The sequence below is a fragment of the Sphaerisporangium aureirubrum genome (assembly GCF_042658925.1).
Classification (GTDB): Bacteria; Actinomycetota; Actinomycetes; order Streptosporangiales; family Streptosporangiaceae; genus Sphaerisporangium; species Sphaerisporangium aureirubrum.
Window position 1 is genome coordinate 16,735 of the sequence record NZ_JBHSRF010000055.1, and the last position, 18,081, is coordinate 34,815.

An 18,081-nucleotide genomic window follows, 5' to 3' on the forward strand; every position below is an offset into this window, starting at 1 on the left:
CCGGAACCACGCAGCAGCCCCACTGCACTGGAGATCCGGACGTGCGCGACGGCCGTTGGACCACGATCACGCCTTCCCGGTGCCCGGCATGAGCGTGAAATCCCGGAACACCTGCGCATAGCCCTACCGGCGAACCGCCGGAGCGCATGATTTCTGCGATGGACTCCTTATCACCTCCTCGCCATGGAGAAACCTCGGGATGTGGGTTCTACTTGACCTGCGCCCCTCTCATCAGACGCTCTCCCATGGCGAAGGTTGCGGCATGAGACTGTTGACGCCCACCGGGCGACGACTCAGCACAGCGAAGGCGAAAGAGGGACTGGTCACACGTGGCGTCGTTTTCATCGATCAAGCCACGATCGATGAGGTAAGGTCCTTTTTGCTCGATTGGACCGAGCCGTATCGGCATCCGCACGAAAGTAGCCCCGGTATCACCTTCATCGAGCCCACCCCTTCCCGTGAGGGCGAGAACGGCAAAGGCTTCACGTGCCGATCTTTACCGCTACACACTGATCGCGCCCATGTCACGACGCAACCCACCATAGTGGGCTGCCTTTATACGACACAGGCCCGCAAGGGTGGCGAATCCCTCCTTCTGGACGGCGGCCGCGTCATCAAGGAGGCCAGCAAGAAGCGACTGCTCGCCCACGCCGACAACGTTGTCCTTCTAGTCCCGGGCCGTCCTTGGCCCCCCGTCATCAAGGTCGCCCGCGACTCCACTCTCTGGCGCATCCGATACCGAAGCGACGCCCTGGCACGCCCCCACGCCGCGACGGTCCGGGCGAGACCCCTGCTGAACCTGCTACGCAGACTACCGGCACCCGTCGATCACACCTTCGCCGGAGGCCAGGGGTATCTGATCCACAACCTCCGAGTGCTGCACGGGCGTCGCTCCTTCATCGGTGATCGTCGAGCGGTGCGCGTACTGGCCACCGTCGCCCGGTCATCGGACTACGCCTACCTGAACGAAGGCTTCCACCTACCCGTAGAGCACCACTCCGGCGAGATCAGGGGCTGAGATTGCGCGAGTCGAGACGATACGCCCAGGTGATCCAGCGGCTGGAAACGCTGCCCGAGCAGAAGTCCTCGGCGTTTCCGCAGGCCATCCGCGATGTCATCGAGTGGATCCCCGACCCGGAGGAAACCCTGCGGGGCGTTCTGCAAATACCGCGACTCGACCATTCCATCCGGTTCTGCGCGTTGTACGGATTACTGCTCCGTCTGCGCAGAGAGGAACGCCACAGCGAGTACGAGCACACGGTCGTACGCCATGCCCAGCGGTTTGAAAAAGAACCCTATTTCCCCACATTCCTCGCCATAGTCGAGCGTAACCGAGGAGATGTAGCAAGCCTCCGAAAGGCCGTCGAATATTCGCGCCGAGCAGCGGCCGACATGCCGGATGTCGCGGGTGTCGTCCATCAGGTGGCCGCTTTCATGGCAGAATATCTTGAGCGAAGAGCGGAACCTCCGACGATCAGTGAGATCGAAGAAGCCGAGCGTTGCGTGGACACGGCAATAACCTCGACCAACGGGCGGATATCACATTATCACGAGACAAAGGCGCGCATTCTTACCCTTCGACATGAGTTCGACTCCGCACGCATATCGCTAACCCGCGCGATAGAGCTGGAGCCACGCGGAAATCGCGACTACCACCGCCGTCTGATGCAGTACCAGACCACGCGGATGCGCATCGATCTGGTCGAGCAGCAGGCACGCTGGCACGAGATGCAAGAGAACAACAAGCGAGAGCTGACGGAGTTCAAGAACCAGCAGCTTCAGCTCCTGGGCCTGCTCGCCGCCGTGGTCGCCCTCATCGCGGCCGGGGCGAACATCGCGAGTCAGAGCGAGCTCTCCAACGGCATCGTCCTCATCGAGGTGATGGCCGGAGCGGTCGTCATCGTGTTCTCGGCGTTCTCGCTGATGGCGTCTCGCTCACTGTGGCGCGTGCTGACCGCGTTCGCCGTGGGCCTGGCCCTGATTCTGATCCCACACATCTTCGGACGGTGAAATCACGGTGAAGGTCCTCGACATCACTGAGAGTCCCGGCTCCCCCGCGAAGCCCAGCGAGGACAGGGTGGGCTCGTCGGGCAACCTCGCGTGGGTCGTCGACGGCGCGACCGACTTCACCGGCGAAAGAACCCTTCCGGGCGGCTCCAATGTCCAGTGGTTGGTGGATGTGGTCGACCGGAGCCTCCGTGACCTCGGCGCGCTCGCCGAGGTCACCGACGTGACCGAGATCTTCGATCGCCTGGGCAAGACGGTCCGCGACGAATTGGCCTCCGTCGCCACTGACGACCTTCGCAACCACCCCTGCTGCTCGGTCGGCCTGGCCGCCTTCGACGACGACTCCGTGGACCTCGGCCGGGTCGGTGACGCCCTCCTGGTCGCTTTCGCGGGAGATCGCCTCACATGCGAGGTCAGCACGGATTTCTTCGATCGACGTGAGGCACAAGCAGTCCGGCGGTCGAGGACGGCCCGGCAGACCAGGGACCAGATCGTGGCCGACATGTTCGCAAGGCGCCTGGAGTACATCAAGGGCGTTCATGAGGAGTCGGTCTTCTCCGCCCACCCCGCGGGGATCTTCCACATCCATCGGCAAACTGTTTCGTCACGACAGGCGGAGACCGTTCTCTTGTGCACCGATGGATTCGCCCGGGCCGTCACCGACTATCGGATTTTCGCGGACTGGCAGAGCCTCGGCCTGCATGCCCGTCAGAAGGGCCTCGACAGCGTCACGTCCCTGATCCGGCGACATGAGACACATCCGGCCGACGCGACGGGCGACAGATTCAAGAGCGCCGACGACGTGGCGGCCGTCCTCTTAGGCAGTGGGAACAGGAGATGAACATGGACGGCCCTGACCGCCTCCGCGCCGACGGGATGCCCGAATACCTCGTCGAGCGAAACCTGGGCTATTTCGAGTATCAGCTCCCGGTCTCGGTGAAGCTGGTCATCGACTTGGGCGGGAGGATCCCGCTGCTCATGAACGAGCGTGACGAGTGGGAACTCCCCGGCGGGAAGCTCGAACTCGGGGAGACACCGGAGGTGTGCGTCTGCCGTGAGGTGTTCGAGGAGCTGAACCTCACCGTGACCGTCGAGGGGATCATCGACACATGGGTCTACGAGATCACCCGGCTCCGGCATACGTTCATCGTCAGCTACGGAACCACCTACACCGGCGACGAACAGGTGCGCAGCTCGAACGAACACAAGAGACTCGGTCTCTTCGACTACGCCGACGTGCCGGCGCTTCCCATGCCCGAGCCGTACAAGCAGTCCATCCAGTCCTGGCAGAAGCTCCTCACAGAGCACCGCCCCGGCACCAGCCGTACCCCGCCGGTTTGATCTCCTGAGAAAGCCGGCGAAGGCACAGACCTGTCCCGCAACCGTCCCGCCGCGGCATAGCACCTCTGACAGGAAGGCCCGTGGCTGTCGCCACGGGCCTTCCTCGTGCCGCCGGAGCGGTCAGAAGTCGAACTCACCCTTCTTGGCACCGTCGACGAAGGCGTCCCACACACTCGCGCTCACCACGAACGGCGCCTTCTCGGGAGCCTCGGTGTCCCGCAACCCGACCCGCCCTCCAGAGAGCGGAGCCACCTCAAGGCAGTTTCCCTGGTTAGGCCCGCTCTTGGTGGCCTTGCGCCAGGCCGCTCTCTCCAGCTCGTCGTTCAGGTCCATCGTTTCTCCGCCTCCCTGATCAACTCGATCGAACCAGGCTGGGGCTGGGCCTCAGCTCGCACAGTGTCATAGCTGCTCTGAATCACCTTGACGTCTCCTGGACGGTTCGACACCTGCCCGTGAGTCGCGGATTCGATGTACACGGTATCCGGACTGTCCGGTGTCTGCGCGATGACAAATCCACCCAGTAAGCCTGTGGTGACCCCAAGAGCCGTGGGGACGACCTGAATGCCGATATAGGGAGTCTCGACGGCTTCAAGAAGCCGACGGACCTGGTCTCGCATGACGTCATTTCCGCCGACCGGCCGATTAAGCACACCCTCGTCTATCACTGCCCAGAGCATGGGCGGAGCCTCACGAGCAAAAATCCGCTGCCGCTCCATACGGGCAAATACGGCTTTCTCGACTTGAGCGGCGGTTATACCAGCTTCTCCGCGGATGATCGTCCGCGCGTAGTCTTCGGTCTGGAGCAGACCCGGAACCACCAATGGTTCCCAGGTGTGCAGCGTGTGCGCCTCCTGTTCGATTTCCAGCCACCCGCGAAACCATCGAGGACTGGCGTCGCGGGTCAGCCGGGTCCACAGGCGGACGAGGTCTCCGCCTGCGCTCAGTGCGTCGTCGCATCGTTGTGCCAGGTCGCGAGTGGGAGTGCGTTCCCCCCGCTCGACGAAGGCCAGCATGCTGCGACTGAACTGCGTGATCTCGGCCAGCCGTTCCTGGGTGACGTTCGCCCGCCTGCGGCATTCGCGAAGTTCCGCGCCGAAAACTGCGAGCGACCTGACGGATGGGTCATGGGATGAGCGTACGGACATTTCAACTCCCTCCGACAGCAAGGGAACTCGCGGGCACCGGGATGACACGGAAATGGCACAGATGGCGGCACGAAAGTGTCACAGGGGTGTGCCCGGCTTCCTGATGCAGAAGGTAGTCCTCTACGGGCACGCTGTGCAGGGAATCACGAAACCGAAGAGCCTCGCCGGATTCCGTCCCACTCCATTCACCTGTGCCGCGCGATGGCCGTCGAGAGATTTGCTAGACATGTCCGGATAAGGGGATGCAATTGAACATCGAGTTGGAAGGTCGTATCTCTGGTGGGTGATAGACGCATTCACTCGACAGTGTTTTGTCACCAGCCGGTAAGCCGCACCGGGCACGTCGACAAGCTGTCACGCGCACGAATTCCACGAGGCGAGCGCCCGCGTGAGGAGATGGCGGAATGAACCAGGACACGGCCTTCCAGGTACGCGTCCGAGGGCGGCACCGGCCAGGCACGGCCGTTATGCCGGTTCCCTCTCGACTGTGGGATGTGGTCCAGAAGGCCGCGGCGCGGCGGTTGGACCATACCGAGCCCGCGTGGAGCCATGAGCCACCCGACACCCCACGGAGCACCGATGCAGGAGACGCAGGACGGCGGTTCGCGCGCCGTCTGCTGGGACCTGACCGACGACCTGTCGATGGTCGGCAAGACCCGCGCCATGGTGCGAGAGACCCTCACCGCCTGGGCGGCGCCCGTCGCCGCCGACGACGTGGTCCTCGTCGTGGGCGAGCTGCTCGCCAACGCGCTCACCTACGGCGAGCCTCCGGTCAGGCTGTCCCTGTGGCTCGGCGCCGGCGCCCTGTGCGTCCGTGTCACCGATCGCGGCGCGGAGCCGCCGCGCCATCTGGACCTCGACGTCGAGGCCGTCCACGGCCGCGGCCTGATCATCGTCGACGCCCTCGCCGACGACACCGGCGTCACCCCGCTTCCCGACGGCCGGGGCAAGACGGTCTGGTGCCGCTGGCACCTGCCTGCCCGGGCGGCGGACACCCAGCGACCCCGCTGATCCCAGCTAATCCGTCCCGGGATCGAAGTCGATCCGCAGACTGCTGCTGTACGCGCCATCCCTGTCACGCTCGCCGGCCGCACCCGGCGGGCCCGGCGTGAGGTCGTCTCCACCGAAGACCTCGATCGCCCGGAAGTCGAATCCGTCCTGCCGCCCCCGCTCCCAGGTGAACCGGACACGCTGCCCCGGCACGAGGGATCGGTAGCCCTCGACCCCCACGATCGCGGAGAAGTGCGCGAAGACGTCACCGGAGACGTCGGCGGACCGGAGGACGCCCCACCCTTCGTCGTCCTTCCACTCCACGACAGTCCCCACGGCCACCTCACCCGGCCCGACGCTCATCATCGGCTCCTTCCCCGCCACACGGACGGCCCCGTCCCGGCCTCCATTACACCGCGCCGTGGCGGTCGCGGACGATCGCGCCCGGCGGCCGTTGACCTCGAACGCGGGTGGAACGGACACCGTGTGGTGCCGCCGGTCAGCCGGTGAAGGACTCGGGGCCGAAGCGGCCCCACACGATGAACGCCGCGAGTGCGAGATAGGCCAGGTTCAGCAGCACGAACGCGAATTCGCCGCGCCGGCCGTGGGTGATCATCGCACCGGCCATCAGCAGAACCCAGCAGACGGCGGTCACCGGCACCAGAACCGGGGCGACGCCGAGCGCGGCGGGCAGGATCAGGCCCACCGCGGCCAGGAGTTCGAGAACGCCGAGGGTCTTGACGAAGCCGACGCCGGCGTCTCCGGTCCATCCCCCGCCATGCGCCGCCGCAAGTTTCTCCTTGGGCACGAACGTCTTGGTGACGCCGCCGGTCAGGGCCACCGCGGCCAGCAGTCCGGCGGCGATCCACAACGCGAGGTTCATCGTCCACTCCTTGATCGAGCATTACCTGCACCTCACAGACCAGACAGGAACCCCGCTTGTGACATCTCCGACTCCCGGACAGGGGCACGGGAGGGCGGGTGCGCCCGTACGGCCCTCCTCAGTTGCCGCTCGCCTGACGATCAGCGTACCGTCTAAACGCCATTGACTGGTAGCTCGTATACGTCTACGTTTCATGTTCATCAGGGGAAGCTTTCGAGGCGGACGTAGCGGAGCTACCTCCGTCACCCAGAATTTTGGTGATCCGACCGAGGAGACAGCATGCGGGAACGGTTCGGGAACAAGTCGGCCATCGTCGCTCTGATCGCCCTGACGCTGGCGGTGTTCACCTACGTCACGACCGAGTCGCTGCCGATCGGCCTGCTCCCCTTGATCGCGAAGGATCTCGGTACCAGCGCGTCAGCGGTCGGGCTGCTGGTCACCGGGTACGCCCTGGTCGTCGTGGTGGTGTCCCTGCCGCTCACGCGGCTGACCAGCCGGATGCCCCGACGGCGGCTGCTGTGCGTCCTGTTAGGCGTGTTCGTCGTGGCGACCTGCCTGTCGGCCGTGGCGGGGAACTACTGGCTGCTCATGGGTGCCCGGATGGTGACCGCGCTGAGCCAGGCGCTGTTCTGGGCCGTCGTGACACCGGTCGCCGCCGGCCTGTTCCGGCCCGAGGTGCGCGGCCGGGCCCTGTCGATCCTGTACGCCGGCGCCTCCAGCGCCGCGCTGGCCGGCATCCCGGCGGGTACGTGGCTCGGCCAGCAGACCGGCTGGCGGGTGGCGTTCCTCGCGCTCAGCGGCCTGGGCCTGCTCGTACTCGTCACGGTGGCGGCCGTGCTGCCCGGCACACCGGCCGGGCGGGGCGCGGCCGACAGGGGCAGCGCGCCCGACCGCGGCCGGTATCTGTCGATCGTGGCCACCACGGCGATAGCGGTCACCGGCGCGTTCACGGCGTTCACCTACGTCAGCCCGTTCCTGACCGGCGTCAGCGGCTTCCCCGAGTCGTCGATCGGCCCGCTCCTGCTGGTACGCGGGATCGCGGGCCTGGCCGGTGTGTTCGCGGCCGGCTACCTCGTCGACCGCCACGGCTGGCTCACCATGACGGGGCTCATCGGCCTGCAGGTGCTGGCGCTCGCCGGGCAGTACGCGTTCGGCGCCTCCCAGGTCGCGACCGTCATCGCGATCTCCCTGTCCGGCTTCACGCTGGCGGGCCTGACCGCCGTCCTCGGCTCGCGGGTGCTCGTGTACGCGCCGGGCCAGTCGGTCATGGCGAGCGCCGCTACCTCCGCGGCGTTCAACATGGGCATCATGGCGGGCGCGTTCGCCGGTAGCGTGCTGCTGCCGGGTCCCGGAGTGCGCAGCACGGCGCTCGTCGGGGCGCTGCTCAGCCTGGCAGGGTTCGCCATCGTGCTGGCCGAACCGCTCCTCTCCAGCCGGCGGAAGGCCGCAACGACGACCGGTGGCGAGCTCTTGCCCGAGGACGCCAGAGTCACGTGACCCCGATGCTCAACGGCCAGCGACCGGCTACCCCCGTCGGAAGTTTCGATGGTAGCATCGGTGGTATGCCACTCGATGTGAGCCAAGTGCCGCTGGTCGGCGGGCACCCCGCACTCGATCTGGTCAACACGCTCGAACGAGGGGCGCCGCCCGATGCCGAGCCGCCGCCCCACGACTTCCTGTCCGACACCTCCGCACTCCTGCGCTGGGCGGTCAGGGTGGGCCTGATCAGCGACGCGGAGGCCGGCCGGGCCGGCCAGGCATGGCGCGACGATCCCGCGACGGCACACGCGGGACTGGCCGCCGTCCGGGACATCCGCGAGGGGCTGTACCTGGTGATGCTCGCGGCGATCCGGCCCGCCGGCGGCGGGTCGGCGGACGACCCGGGCGGGAACGACCCGATCGCGGCCGGTGCCGCGCTGGTCGGGCTGCACGAACGGTGGTCGGCCGCGGCCACCCGGGCGACGCTGGTGCTCGACAGAGGCGACCCGCCACAGGTACGGCTCACCTACGGCACGGTGCCGGCCATGCTGATACCCGACCGGATCGCCGAGACCGCACTGGACGTACTCCGGACGGCCGACCTGACCCGGGTGCACCGCTGCCCCGTCCCCGAAGGCGGCTGCGGCTGGCTGTTCCTCGACCACAGCCGCAACGGCTCCCGCCGCTGGTGCCGCATGGCCGACTGCGGCACCACAGCCAAGGCCCGCCGCCTCACCGACCGCCGCCGCGCCGCACGCACCGGCACCCCGTAGATCCTCCCGCCCTCCGCACCGTCCTGGCTCCACCGCCTCGTGGACGGTTCATTCCGCGCGCCACCAGCTAAATGCATTGGCATCGTCGCCCGGCCGACGTGAGCGAACAAACAGGTGAGCGATCCCCTGCTGCGGCCGTGGCTGATGTGGTTCCCGCGGCCCCGGGCGGCGGCCGGCGACGGTTTACGCGCGCGACCCGTTCCGCTGTTAGGGGGCTGGAAGTGGCCTGCAAGCGGTGTGCCTTCCACTGAGGGTGCAGGTGACGCGGTGCGCCGCCGCTTCACCGGGCACGCCAGAGGAGGCACCCATGAGCACGTCCGAACACCCCCCACCGGGCGCGCGGCTCGCGCGTGGCCGGCGTACGCCACCCAGATGGTTCGCTCTGCTGCTGCTACCGGTCGGCGCCTACCTGGCCGTCGCGCTGACCGAGAAGCACAGCCTGGCGGTCGGCGTCCTCGCGGCCGTCGTATACGGGACGCTGGCGCTGGTTCCGCTGTTCTCCGTGCAGGTCAGATCATGGTCGAAGGCCCACCCCGTGCTCGACAGCCTCGTCCTAATCCCTCTGATCTTCCTGGCCCTGGCCTACCTGACCCCCCTGTCGCTCCCGCTATGCGCCGCCATAACCGCCGCCTGCACCCTGCCCTGGCTGGCCATAACCGCCATCATCCGACGCCGCCGCCACTCCAAACTCCTCCTCGACCGCGTCGGCGGAATCCTGTCCGACGCCGCCGACACCGCCCTACGACGCGACACCCCCCCACCAACACCCCCCACACCGAAGAACGACGAGCCCGGCAGACCCGGGAGTGCAGAAACGCCCCCCGCCTGAAAACACCCCCTCGCGGCTTCCACACAAAGCACGCCAACCGCGAGAACCATCTCCACCGCCACCCACAACACATCGAGGCCACCCACCCCACGACGACACCGAATCCGCCGTACGACATCCCGCCACTACGGCGCCCCACGGACTCGTCCGGGGCGAACCCCCGTCCGGGGAGGCGCAACCCCCACGGACAACGGCAAAGAGGGAAGGCCAACCGCCGTACGAGGGCGCCGAGTTCGCCACACAACATCCCACCGCCAACGGCGCCCCCCACAACGACGCCCACGACGACGCCCCGGGGCGGACCCCCGCCCGGGGAGGCGCACGGTCACACGCACCCCCACGGGTAACGGAAAAAGGGGAAGGCCAACCGCCGTACAAGGACCCCGAGCCCGCCGCACAACATCCCACCGCCACGGCGCCCCCCACAACGACGCCCACGACGACGCCCCGGGGCGGACCCCCGCCCGGGGAGGCGCACGGTCACACGCACCCCCACGGGTAACGGAAAAGGAGGGAGGCCAACCGCCGTACAAGGACCCCGAGCCCGCCGCACATCTTCTCGCCGGCCCGGCGCCGGGAAAGAGTTCCTGAGTGAGGGCGTGGTCCCCGGCTTCCGCGTGGGGGAAGGTCTGGCTCTGTTCGAGGTGGTGGAATGCCCGCACCTGGTGGAACTGCCGAAGGGGTGGCCGGTGGGGCACGATGAGGCCGGCAGGGCCGGGGGTGCGGGGGTGCCCCCCGCATGAGAACAGCCCTCGCGGCTTGCGCGCGAAGCGCGACCACCGCGAGGACCATTTCCACCGGCGCCCACACACATCGGGTCACCCACCGTACGGCGGCGCCGAATTCGCCGTACACCTTCTCGCCGACGCGGCGCCGGGAAAGGGCCTCACATGACGACCTGGACCCCGGCTTCCGCGTGGCGGAAGGTCTGGCTCTGTCCGAGGTGGTGGAACTCCGAAGCCAGGTGGAACTGCCGAAAGGGTGGGCGGTGGGGCACGATGAGGCCGACAAGGCCGGGGGTGCGGGGGTGCGAGGTGCCCCCGCATGGGAACAGCCCTCGCGGCTTCCGCGCGAAGGGCGACCACCGCGAGGACCATTTCTACGGCGCTCACGCACATCGGGTCACCCACCGTACGGCGGCGCCGAATTCGCCGTACACCTTCTCGCCGACGCGGCGCCGGGAAAGGGCCTCACATGACGACCTGGACCCCGGCTTCCGCGTGGCGGAAGGTCTGGCTCTGTCCGAGGTGGTGGAACTCCGAAGCCAGGTGGAACTGCCGAAAGGGTGGGCGGTGGGGCACGATGAGCCCGGCAGGGCCGGGGGTGCGGGGGTGCCCCCCGCATGAGAACAGCCCTCGCGGCTTGCGCGCGAAGCGCGACCACCGCGAGGACCATTCCCACCGGCGCCCACACACATCGGGTCACCCCTTGTGAGGGGTGCGTCCGGGGTGGGGGGTCAGCCGGTTGAGGGTTCGGGGGTTGCGGTGGCGGGGGGTTGGGCGGGGGTGGTGTGGCGGGTTATGGCGGCGTCGGCTATTTGGGCTATTGCTAGGCCTACGGCGAAGAAGGCGGCGCCTACGAAGCCTAGGTAGCGGGCGTCGATCAAGGTTAGGGCTATGGCGCCTACCACACCGGAGAGGGAGGCGCCGATGAAGACGACTGAGCTGTTCAGGGAGATGGCCAGGGGGGCGGACTGGGGGGAGATGAGGATCAGGCGGTGTTGCTGGGGGACCAGTTGGGACCAGCCGAAGACGCCCCAGACGATGACGGCGGCGATGGCCAAGCCCAGGTTGGCGCTGGTCCAGGGGAGTAGGGCGAAGTTTAAAATGGAGACGCCTACGGCGATGTTGAAGACGCGGCGGCTGCCGAAGCGGTCGGTGAGGGGGCCGGAGCCTAGGCTGCCGACGACGCCGGCGAGGCCGGACAGGAACAGCAGCAGGGCCAGGGTGGTGGCCTCGCCGCCGGTGGCGCGGCCGAAGGCCTGGCTGACGTAGACGTTCAGGGTGAAGTTGCCGGTGAAGACCACGATGGTGGTGGCGAGGACCAGGGCGACGCGGCTGTCCTTGAGCGGGGAGAGGCGCTGGCGCAGGGTCAGGGCGAACGGCGCGGGCAGGTCGCGCAGGAAGACGCCGATGCCGACGGCGGCGATCAGGCCGAGCGCGGCGACGAACCACATGGTGACCCGCCAGTCGGACCAGCCGCCGATGGCGGCGCCGAGCGGTACCCCGAGCGCGGACGACACCGCGACGCCGCCGCCCACGATGGACAGAGCGGTGCCGCGCTTCTCCGGCGGGACCAGCGACGCGCCGGCGGCCAGGGCGACCGGGGTGACGGCGGCGCCGCCGATGCCCGCGACCACGCGGGACAGCAGCACGAGGCCGAACGTCGGGGCGACGGCGGCCGCGACGTTGGCGAGGATGAACAGGCCGACCCCGGTGAGCAGCAGCCGCTCGCGGGACCAGCGCGCGGTGACGACCGCGATGACCGGTGAGAGCAGCGCGTAGGTAAGTGCGTAGGCGGTGACGAGTTGTCCCGCCGACCCCACGCTGACGTCCAGTGACCGGGCGACCTCGGGGAGGATGCCAGCGATCACGAAGCTGTCGGTCCCGATCGCGAATGTGGCCACCGCGAGTGGGAGTAGACGCCGGTACATGATGAGTGTGTCTCCAAAGGACGTTGTCCCTGGCCGCGCTGAACCGATCTCCCGTCCGCCCGGCAGGCTGCCGCGCGCCGGACCGGCGCGGGACGGTCAGCCGCGCGGCAGGAGGTTGATAGGGGTTTCTCGGATGTCGGTTCCGAAGTCGTCGGTCGCGGTCAGGATGGCGCGCTGCAGGTCGCGCAGGGCGCGGCAGGGTTCGAGGCCGAGCTCGTTGTTGAGCACCCTGCGCGCCGACTGGTAGACCCCGAGCGCCTCGGCCTGCCGCTCGGAGCGGTACAGCGCGAGCATCAGGTGGCGGTAGAACGCCTCGTAGAGCGGATACTCCCTGGTCAGGGAGTACAGCCGTCCCACCAGCTCACGGTGGTGGCCGAGCTCAAGGTAGGAGTTCATCAGTATCTCGATGCATTCGAGCCGGGCCTCTTCCAGCCACGTGACGAAGCCCATGATGGTGCAGCCGTCCCGCAGGTCGCCGACCGCCGGGCCGCGCCACATGGCGAGCGCGTTCTCGAAGCAGGCCGCGGCCTCCTGGTGGCGCCGTTCCCTGGCGTGCATCCTGCCCTTGTTCATCAGCCGCATGAAGGCGTCGACGTCGATCTCGTCGTCGCGCATGTGCAGGACGTATCCGGGCGGCCGGGTGACGATCACGCTGCCGGAGGGGCCTGGGCGGTTGAGGAACTTGCGGAGCTGGGAGATGTAGACGTGGATTCCCGCGGCGGCGCGGCGCGGCGGGTCCTCTCCCCATATCTCGGTGATGAGCTGGTCCAGCGCGACCACCTGGCCGGCCCGGATGAGCAGTATGGCCAGCACGGTCTCGATCTTGCGAGCGCTGATGAACATGGTGGTCTCTCCGTCGGCTATTCGGAGAGGACCTAAGATTTCATACCTCACGCAACTCTCCCCCTGAGAATCGCATCGGACACCCCGACGGCACCGGAGGCTCCCCAAAAGCCCCAGTGGGAACACTCCAGCGCGGCGATCTTGTCAACCCCTCATCTCCCATCACTTCACTCCTGGCTCGGGCCGATTCCACAGCGCCGGGCGACGGGCGGCGTCGCCGCGGCCACACCACGCCGCGAGTGGGCAAGGTGCGCTGAGTTGGGGTCAGGGCGCCGAGTAAGGAAAAATCGGCGCGACTTTTCGGACCTAATTGTCAGGCCAATTCCCGGTTTCGGGCTGAGGGAGGACGTCGAATCGGGAGGTTGGCAAGGTGAAGCATCTTGGCTGGCCGGTGAGGCGTGTGTCCGCGCTCACTCAGACGTGAGTCCGCCTCATCGGTAATGATCCCCCTGTACATCTCGCGGGCCGTAACACAGGTCTGAACTCTGGACACCTCGGGCTACCTGCTATAAAGGCAGACGCTAGCCAACCATTGCAGTAAACGCAAGTGTCAGACACAAAGTTAGGCAATTCGCTTTCGCTGTGTCATACCACAGTAACGACCCGCATCTGTGGTCTAATGCGTCCTACTTCGCCACAGCAGGATGGACGCAAGCACAGGCTGTTGTACTGAAGCACAACAAAGATCATTCAGCTGCGGACGGAAACGTGCATATTGGCGCTCTCCGCTATGAACACGACAATGCACCAGTCTCGAAAGGCGGACATGCCGGAGCGCCGCGGGGCGACGCGGTGAGCGCCGCCCCACGGCGGTAAGCCGCCCCGGATCACCCGGGAAGCAGCAGCTCCTCCAGCACGGCGCGGGCCGGAGGAGTCCAGGACGTGGGACGCAGCGTGGCGGGATCCATGCGGATGTGCACACGGCGGCCCTCGGCGTGCACCGTGGCGCCGTCGGCCGACACGAAGCGGAAGGCGTAGACGGCGCTGGTGTCGCCGAGCCGCTCGACCCAGAAATGCACGCTCACGGGACCGGCGCCGCGCACGGGGAACTTGTACTTGATGGAGAACTCGGCCACGACGAGAAACGAATCAGGATTACTGGCCCCGTTTTTGTTGGAAAAACCGCGGCCCGTCCAGAATTCACTGAGGGCGCGTTCCAGAATAACGGCATAACGGCAGTTGTGTACGAGACCCATCGCGTCGAGGTCGTCATAGAACACCGTCATCGGCTGGATGTGACCGTGCCCGGCCACCGGAACCGGCGTCGACGCGGACGGGGACTGCGGCTGGACAGTCAAGCTGACAACTCCTTCGGAAAATGGAAACGCCCGGACGGATCATATTAACAGCGACTCCTGCATACGGACCGGTCGGTATGGAATCGCGGTGCCGACGCGCGGACGCGCCCGCCGCCTCGCGGCAAGCCCGCTGATCACCTGCACCGGGACGCCGTTCGCGCCACGACAGGGGATGCACGCCGCAAAACGGTCACGATCCCGGGAATCGGCGCGACGCGCACCCCTCCGGATATGCGTGCGCCCCCACCGCCCTCGCGCGATCGGCGGTTCACCAAGTGACCGGCAGCACGGAAACCCCGCTGATCTGTGAAAAGAGCTTGACCGGAACGTCCTCCGCCGGGATTGCCAGCCCCAGGGTGGGAATGCGCCGCAGCAGGGTCTCCCAGACCACGCGCAGCTCCAGCCGCGCCAGGGACTGCCCGACGCATTGATGGATTCCGTGACCGAAGGCGAAGTGGTCCTTGGCCGGCCGGTGGATATCGAACCGATCGGCGTCCGGGTAATGGGCGTCGTCGCGATTGGCGGAGAAATTCAGCGGGATGACGCCCTCGCCCGCCCTGATCAGCTGCCCGCCGATCTCGATGTCCTCGGTGGCCACCCGCAGCACGACCAGGTGGACGACGGTCAGATAACGCAGCAGCTCCTCGATGGCGCCGGGCAGCAGACCGGGGTCGGCGCGCAGCTCGGCGACGTGGCCGGGATTCCGCAGCAGCACCAGGGTGCCGGTGGCGATCATGCTGGCGGTGGTCTCGTGACCAGCGATGATCATGAGCATGCCGCTGTTGACGACGTCGTTGCGGCCGATCGTCCCCTCGCGCGCCGCCGCGACGAGCTGGCCGAGGATGTCGTCCCCGGGGTCCGGCGCCGCCTCCCGCTCGGTGATCAGCTGGTCCAGGTACGCGCGCAGCTCCATGCCCGCCTTCATGGCCCGCTCCAGCGCGTGCGGGTCGGTGAAGTCGGCGCGGTTCATCAGGTGCTCGGTCGCGGTGTTGAAGAAGCCCTGGTCCTCCTCGCGCACGCCGAGCACCCAGGCGAGCACCGTGGACGGCACCGGCAGGGCCAGCGCCCGGACCAGGTCCGCCGGCCGCTCCCCGGCCGTCATGCGGTCGATCGCGCCGTCCACCAGGGCCTGGAGCCGGTCGCGGTAGGCCTCCACCCGCCGGGCCAGGAAGTTCTTCACCAGCAGGCGCCGGAACACGGCGTGCTCGGGCGGGTCCATCCAGATGAACGGCCGGTCCTCCTCCCGCGGCGGGAACACCCCGAACTTCGGGTACCCCGGCCGCCGGATGTCCGAGCTGATCCGCCGATCCCCCAGCACCGCCCGCACGTCGTCGTACCGGGTGACGAGCCATGCCTCCTGCCCGTTGCGCGTGGTCACCTTGGTGACGGGCCGCCGCTCCCGCAGCCACGCGTACAGCTCCGGCGGGTCGAAGGCCGTACGCGGCCACGGAAACGGCTCGGCGAACAGCTCCGGCGGGTCGAAGGCCGCCGCGGACTCGGGTGCGGTGCCGAGTGCGGGGCCTGGCGCGGTATCGGGTGCGGTGCCCGGCATGGTGCCGGGTGCGGTGTCGGTCATGGGCCACCTCCGGGCGGCCTGTGCGGTGAACGGTGAAAACGCGCCGCCACCCGCCCACGCGCCTCGCCCCATCCTCCGCATCCGGGCTAAAGCAGACCTAATACGCCCACCACCGCACACCCGGCGACTCCCGGCTGCTCCACGGCCGGCGGACGGTGGGCCATCATCGACAGTTATGAGGAGTGGGCGCGCGAAGGCGTGGTTATGGGGCGTACTCGCCCTGACCGGGATGGCGACGGTCGCGGTCGTCGTCCCCTGGTTCCTGCCGGAGCTGCGGACGGGCGACGTCGACCCGCTGGGCGCGCTGATCGGTGTGGTGTCGCTGGTGGTCGCCGCGGTGTCGCTGGTACTGGCCGCCCGCGCGCTGCGTCCACCGGCGCCTTCGATGCTGGAGGTCGCCGCCGAACTGGCCCACGCGGTCAAGCGGGCCGAGACCGCCGCCCGCCGCCAGCTGCTGGGCGGCGACGACACCGTCATCGACGTGACCTTCACGCTGCGGCCCGCCCCCTGCCACACGCCGCCCGCCCGCGCGACGATCGGGGCCCGCGCCGGAGGCCGCCTCGGGCAGGTGGTCGACTACTACCGGGAGCTGACCCCGGGGCGCATGGTCATCACCGGAGCCCCGGGCGCCGGCAAGACCGTGCTGGCGGTCGAGCTGATCCTCGGCCTGATCGAGGACCGCGCCGAGCAGGACGCGGTCCCGCTGCGCATCTCCGCGACCGCCCTGGACACCGCAGTGACCACCGCCAGCGCGGTGGACGCCTGGCTGGTGCGCCACCTGACAGGCGTGTACCGCCTCAGGCGGGACACCGCCGTGGCCCTGGTGGACGCGCGCCTGGTGACTCCGGTGATCGACGGCCTGGACGAGATGGACCCCGAGGACGAGCCGGGTTACGACTCACGAGCGGGGCGGGCGCTGCGCGCGCTGAACGCCTACCAGGACGGCCGCGCCAAGGCCGCCGTGGTGCTCACCTGCCGCAGCACCCACTACCAGGCGCTGGAACGGGCCCGCGTGTGGGCCGGCTCCCCCGCCCGGGTGGAACTGTCCCCGGTCTCCTCCCGCCAGGCCCGCGCCTTCCTGTCCGAACGGGTCACCGACCTCAGCCGCTGGGAACCGGTCCTGCGGGCCATCGGGCACGCCCCGGCCGGGCCGCTCGCCGAAGGCCTGTCCACCCCCTGGCGGCTCACCCTGGCGGCCGTGGTCCACGAACAACGCACCCCCACCGGGGAGTTCGTCCGCGACCCGGCCGACCTGACCGGCGCCGCCCTGGGCACGGCCCAGGCCGTACGCGACCATCTGCTGGCCTCGTTCATCCCGGCCACCGTCGCGTCCCGGACACCGCCGGGCGAGGCCGGCGCCGACCGGGTGCACCGCTGGCTGGCGGTGCTGGCCCGCTACCTCGACACCAACTCCGCCACCGGCCGCGCCCTGGGCGGACGCGCATTGTCGGGGACGGACCTGGTACTCCACGAGCTGTGGCCACTGGCCGGAACCCTGCGCCCCCGCATGATCACCGCCGCCGCCGTAGCGGTGCTCGGCGCGGCCGTCCCGGCGCAGTTCCCGGATGGCCTGTCCCCTGCCCAGTTCGTCATCGCCGGGCTGTCGATCGCGGGGGTGCTCATCCTGATGTGGCAGGCGTGGTGGATCACCTGGCCCCAGCCCAGCCGGTTCGACCTGAGCCGGCTGCGGAGCCGCACCGGCCGCCGCACCCTCGCCGTCCGGCTCGCGATCGGGCTGGCGATCGGCATCGCGAGCGGGCTGGCCGCCGGCCTCGCGTCCGGGCTCGTGGCCACGCTCGCGGACCGGCGCACGGACGGGCTCGGGACCGCGCTCACGTTCGGCCTCGCGGGCGGGCTCGGGACCGGGCTGGCGCTCGGGCTCGCGTTCGGGCTCGTGGCCTCGGGGGCGGGCGGCACGGCGGATCCCCGGGACGGGGTGCGCACCGACCTCGTGGCCGGGGTCACGCTCGCGCTCGGGCTCCAGGTCGCCGCCGCGCTGGCCCTGGAGGTCGCGGTCGTGGTCGTGGCCGGGCTCGCCACCGCGGTCGCGTTCGGGCTCGCGTTCGGGCTCGCCGGGCTGCGGTACGTGGCGATGTTGCTGTGCGCGCGGCGGTGGAACGCGGTGTGGCTGCCCTGGCGGCTGGGCCGGTTCCTGGACTGGGCCCACGGGGCCGGGCTGATGCGGGTCGCCGGGGTCGCCTACCAGTTCCGGCACCGTGAGCTTCAGGACTACCTCGCCGCCCATCCGGTGCCGGAGCGTTGAC

General features: G+C 68.6%; 17 protein-coding genes. 9 read left to right on the forward strand and 8 right to left on the reverse strand.

The annotated features are described in order from the left end of the window. Positions 1-262 precede the first annotated feature (262 nt). From ACFP1K_RS28260 to ACFP1K_RS28275, 4 genes are read left to right on the forward strand one after another with little or no spacing between them, the layout of a single operon-like run. Positions 263-1,018: a TauD/TfdA family dioxygenase gene (locus tag ACFP1K_RS28260; protein WP_380758843.1), complete on the forward strand. Its 756-nt coding sequence runs from the start codon at positions 263-265 to the stop codon at positions 1,016-1,018. A gap of 29 nt (positions 1,019-1,047) precedes the next feature. Continuing rightward, complete coding sequence (locus tag ACFP1K_RS28265) at positions 1,048-2,010, forward strand: hypothetical protein (RefSeq protein WP_380758845.1); 963 nt, start codon at positions 1,048-1,050, stop codon at positions 2,008-2,010. A gap of 7 nt (positions 2,011-2,017) precedes the next feature. Beyond that, positions 2,018-2,848: a protein phosphatase 2C domain-containing protein gene (locus ACFP1K_RS28270; RefSeq protein ID WP_380758848.1), complete on the forward strand. Its 831-nt coding sequence runs from the start codon at positions 2,018-2,020 to the stop codon at positions 2,846-2,848. Between the two features lie 2 nt (positions 2,849-2,850). Then, entirely contained in the window at positions 2,851-3,348 is a 498-nt protein-coding gene (locus ACFP1K_RS28275; protein ID WP_380758850.1) for an NUDIX hydrolase, read from the forward strand. A gap of 120 nt (positions 3,349-3,468) precedes the next feature. Here ACFP1K_RS28275 and ACFP1K_RS28280 read toward each other — a convergent pair whose 3' ends face one another. Then, complete coding sequence (locus tag ACFP1K_RS28280) at positions 3,469-3,681, reverse strand: DUF397 domain-containing protein (RefSeq protein ID WP_380758852.1); 213 nt, start codon at positions 3,679-3,681, stop codon at positions 3,469-3,471. Further along, on the reverse strand, positions 3,672-4,493 hold the full coding sequence (locus tag ACFP1K_RS28285; protein WP_380758854.1) for a helix-turn-helix domain-containing protein: 822 nt from the start codon (positions 4,491-4,493) through the stop codon (positions 3,672-3,674). The genes ACFP1K_RS28280 and ACFP1K_RS28285 overlap by 10 nt, the downstream gene beginning before the upstream one ends. A gap of 579 nt (positions 4,494-5,072) precedes the next feature. On the opposite strand from ACFP1K_RS28285, the gene ACFP1K_RS28290 reads away from it, so the two are divergent. Continuing rightward, positions 5,073-5,504 (forward strand): ATP-binding protein, encoded by a 432-nt coding sequence (locus ACFP1K_RS28290; protein ID WP_380758855.1) that lies wholly within the window; start codon positions 5,073-5,075, stop codon positions 5,502-5,504. Positions 5,505-5,510: 6 nt separating this feature from the next. Here the strand turns inward: ACFP1K_RS28290 and ACFP1K_RS28295 are convergent, their stop codons facing one another. Together ACFP1K_RS28295 and ACFP1K_RS28300 are read right to left on the reverse strand one after the other, a co-directional pair. Further along, positions 5,511-5,849, reverse strand: coding sequence for a cold-shock protein (locus ACFP1K_RS28295; protein WP_380758857.1), 339 nt, complete (start codon positions 5,847-5,849; stop codon positions 5,511-5,513). Positions 5,850-5,982: 133 nt separating this feature from the next. Next, the gene (locus tag ACFP1K_RS28300) at positions 5,983-6,366 is read right to left on the reverse strand and encodes a DoxX family protein (RefSeq protein ID WP_380758859.1); all 384 of its coding nucleotides are present in this window, start codon (positions 6,364-6,366) and stop codon (positions 5,983-5,985) included. A gap of 279 nt (positions 6,367-6,645) precedes the next feature. Between ACFP1K_RS28300 and ACFP1K_RS28305 the strand changes: the two genes are divergently transcribed. The 3 genes from ACFP1K_RS28305 to ACFP1K_RS28315 all read left to right on the forward strand — a co-directional run bounded on the left by ACFP1K_RS28305 (position 6,646) and on the right by ACFP1K_RS28315 (position 9,447). Further along, complete coding sequence (locus tag ACFP1K_RS28305) at positions 6,646-7,863, forward strand: MFS transporter (protein ID WP_380758861.1); 1,218 nt, start codon at positions 6,646-6,648, stop codon at positions 7,861-7,863. 65 nt (positions 7,864-7,928) lie between these two features. Beyond that, positions 7,929-8,618: a CGNR zinc finger domain-containing protein gene (locus ACFP1K_RS28310; RefSeq protein ID WP_380758863.1), complete on the forward strand. Its 690-nt coding sequence runs from the start codon at positions 7,929-7,931 to the stop codon at positions 8,616-8,618. Positions 8,619-8,925: 307 nt separating this feature from the next. Further along, the gene (locus ACFP1K_RS28315) at positions 8,926-9,447 is read left to right on the forward strand and encodes a hypothetical protein (RefSeq protein ID WP_380758865.1); all 522 of its coding nucleotides are present in this window, start codon (positions 8,926-8,928) and stop codon (positions 9,445-9,447) included. A 1,456-nt stretch (positions 9,448-10,903) separates the two neighbouring features. Here ACFP1K_RS28315 and ACFP1K_RS28320 read toward each other — a convergent pair. From ACFP1K_RS28320 to ACFP1K_RS28335, 4 genes are all read right to left on the reverse strand, one after another. Then, complete coding sequence (locus tag ACFP1K_RS28320; protein ID WP_380758868.1) at positions 10,904-12,073, reverse strand: MFS transporter; 1,170 nt, start codon at positions 12,071-12,073, stop codon at positions 10,904-10,906. A gap of 123 nt (positions 12,074-12,196) precedes the next feature. Beyond that, on the reverse strand, positions 12,197-12,943 hold the full coding sequence (locus ACFP1K_RS28325; RefSeq protein ID WP_380758870.1) for an AfsR/SARP family transcriptional regulator: 747 nt from the start codon (positions 12,941-12,943) through the stop codon (positions 12,197-12,199). A gap of 827 nt (positions 12,944-13,770) precedes the next feature. Continuing rightward, positions 13,771-14,241 carry an acyl-CoA thioesterase gene (locus tag ACFP1K_RS28330; protein ID WP_380758872.1) on the reverse strand — a complete coding sequence of 157 codons (471 nt, stop codon included), beginning with the start codon at positions 14,239-14,241 and terminating at the stop codon, positions 13,771-13,773. 268 nt (positions 14,242-14,509) lie between these two features. Further along, on the reverse strand, positions 14,510-15,817 hold the full coding sequence (locus ACFP1K_RS28335; RefSeq protein WP_380758874.1) for a cytochrome P450: 1,308 nt from the start codon (positions 15,815-15,817) through the stop codon (positions 14,510-14,512). 175 nt (positions 15,818-15,992) lie between these two features. Here ACFP1K_RS28335 and ACFP1K_RS28340 point away from each other — a divergent pair, with 175 nt between their 5' ends. Beyond that, on the forward strand, positions 15,993-18,080 hold the full coding sequence (locus tag ACFP1K_RS28340; RefSeq protein ID WP_380758876.1) for an NACHT domain-containing protein: 2,088 nt from the start codon (positions 15,993-15,995) through the stop codon (positions 18,078-18,080). The last annotated feature ends 1 nt before the right edge of the window (position 18,081 follow it).

Coding starts and splice junctions, on each gene's coding strand:
- ACFP1K_RS28295 (WP_380758857.1), bottom strand. CDS start 5,849: ATGATGAGCGTCGGGCCGGGTGAGGTGGCCGTGGGGACTGTCGTGGAG.
- ACFP1K_RS28335 (WP_380758874.1), bottom strand. CDS start 15,817: ATGACCGACACCGCACCCGGCACCATGCCGGGCACCGCACCCGATACC.
- ACFP1K_RS28325 (WP_380758870.1), bottom strand. CDS start 12,943: ATGTTCATCAGCGCTCGCAAGATCGAGACCGTGCTGGCCATACTGCTC.
- ACFP1K_RS28280 (WP_380758852.1), bottom strand. CDS start 3,681: ATGGACCTGAACGACGAGCTGGAGAGAGCGGCCTGGCGCAAGGCCACC.
- ACFP1K_RS28305 (WP_380758861.1), top strand. CDS start 6,646: ATGCGGGAACGGTTCGGGAACAAGTCGGCCATCGTCGCTCTGATCGCC.
- ACFP1K_RS28285 (WP_380758854.1), bottom strand. CDS start 4,493: ATGTCCGTACGCTCATCCCATGACCCATCCGTCAGGTCGCTCGCAGTT.
- ACFP1K_RS28290 (WP_380758855.1), top strand. CDS start 5,073: ATGCAGGAGACGCAGGACGGCGGTTCGCGCGCCGTCTGCTGGGACCTG.
- ACFP1K_RS28260 (WP_380758843.1), top strand. CDS start 263: ATGAGACTGTTGACGCCCACCGGGCGACGACTCAGCACAGCGAAGGCG.
- ACFP1K_RS28310 (WP_380758863.1), top strand. CDS start 7,929: ATGCCACTCGATGTGAGCCAAGTGCCGCTGGTCGGCGGGCACCCCGCA.
- ACFP1K_RS28340 (WP_380758876.1), top strand. CDS start 15,993: ATGAGGAGTGGGCGCGCGAAGGCGTGGTTATGGGGCGTACTCGCCCTG.
- ACFP1K_RS28275 (WP_380758850.1), top strand. CDS start 2,851: ATGGACGGCCCTGACCGCCTCCGCGCCGACGGGATGCCCGAATACCTC.
- ACFP1K_RS28315 (WP_380758865.1), top strand. CDS start 8,926: ATGAGCACGTCCGAACACCCCCCACCGGGCGCGCGGCTCGCGCGTGGC.
- ACFP1K_RS28300 (WP_380758859.1), bottom strand. CDS start 6,366: ATGAACCTCGCGTTGTGGATCGCCGCCGGACTGCTGGCCGCGGTGGCC.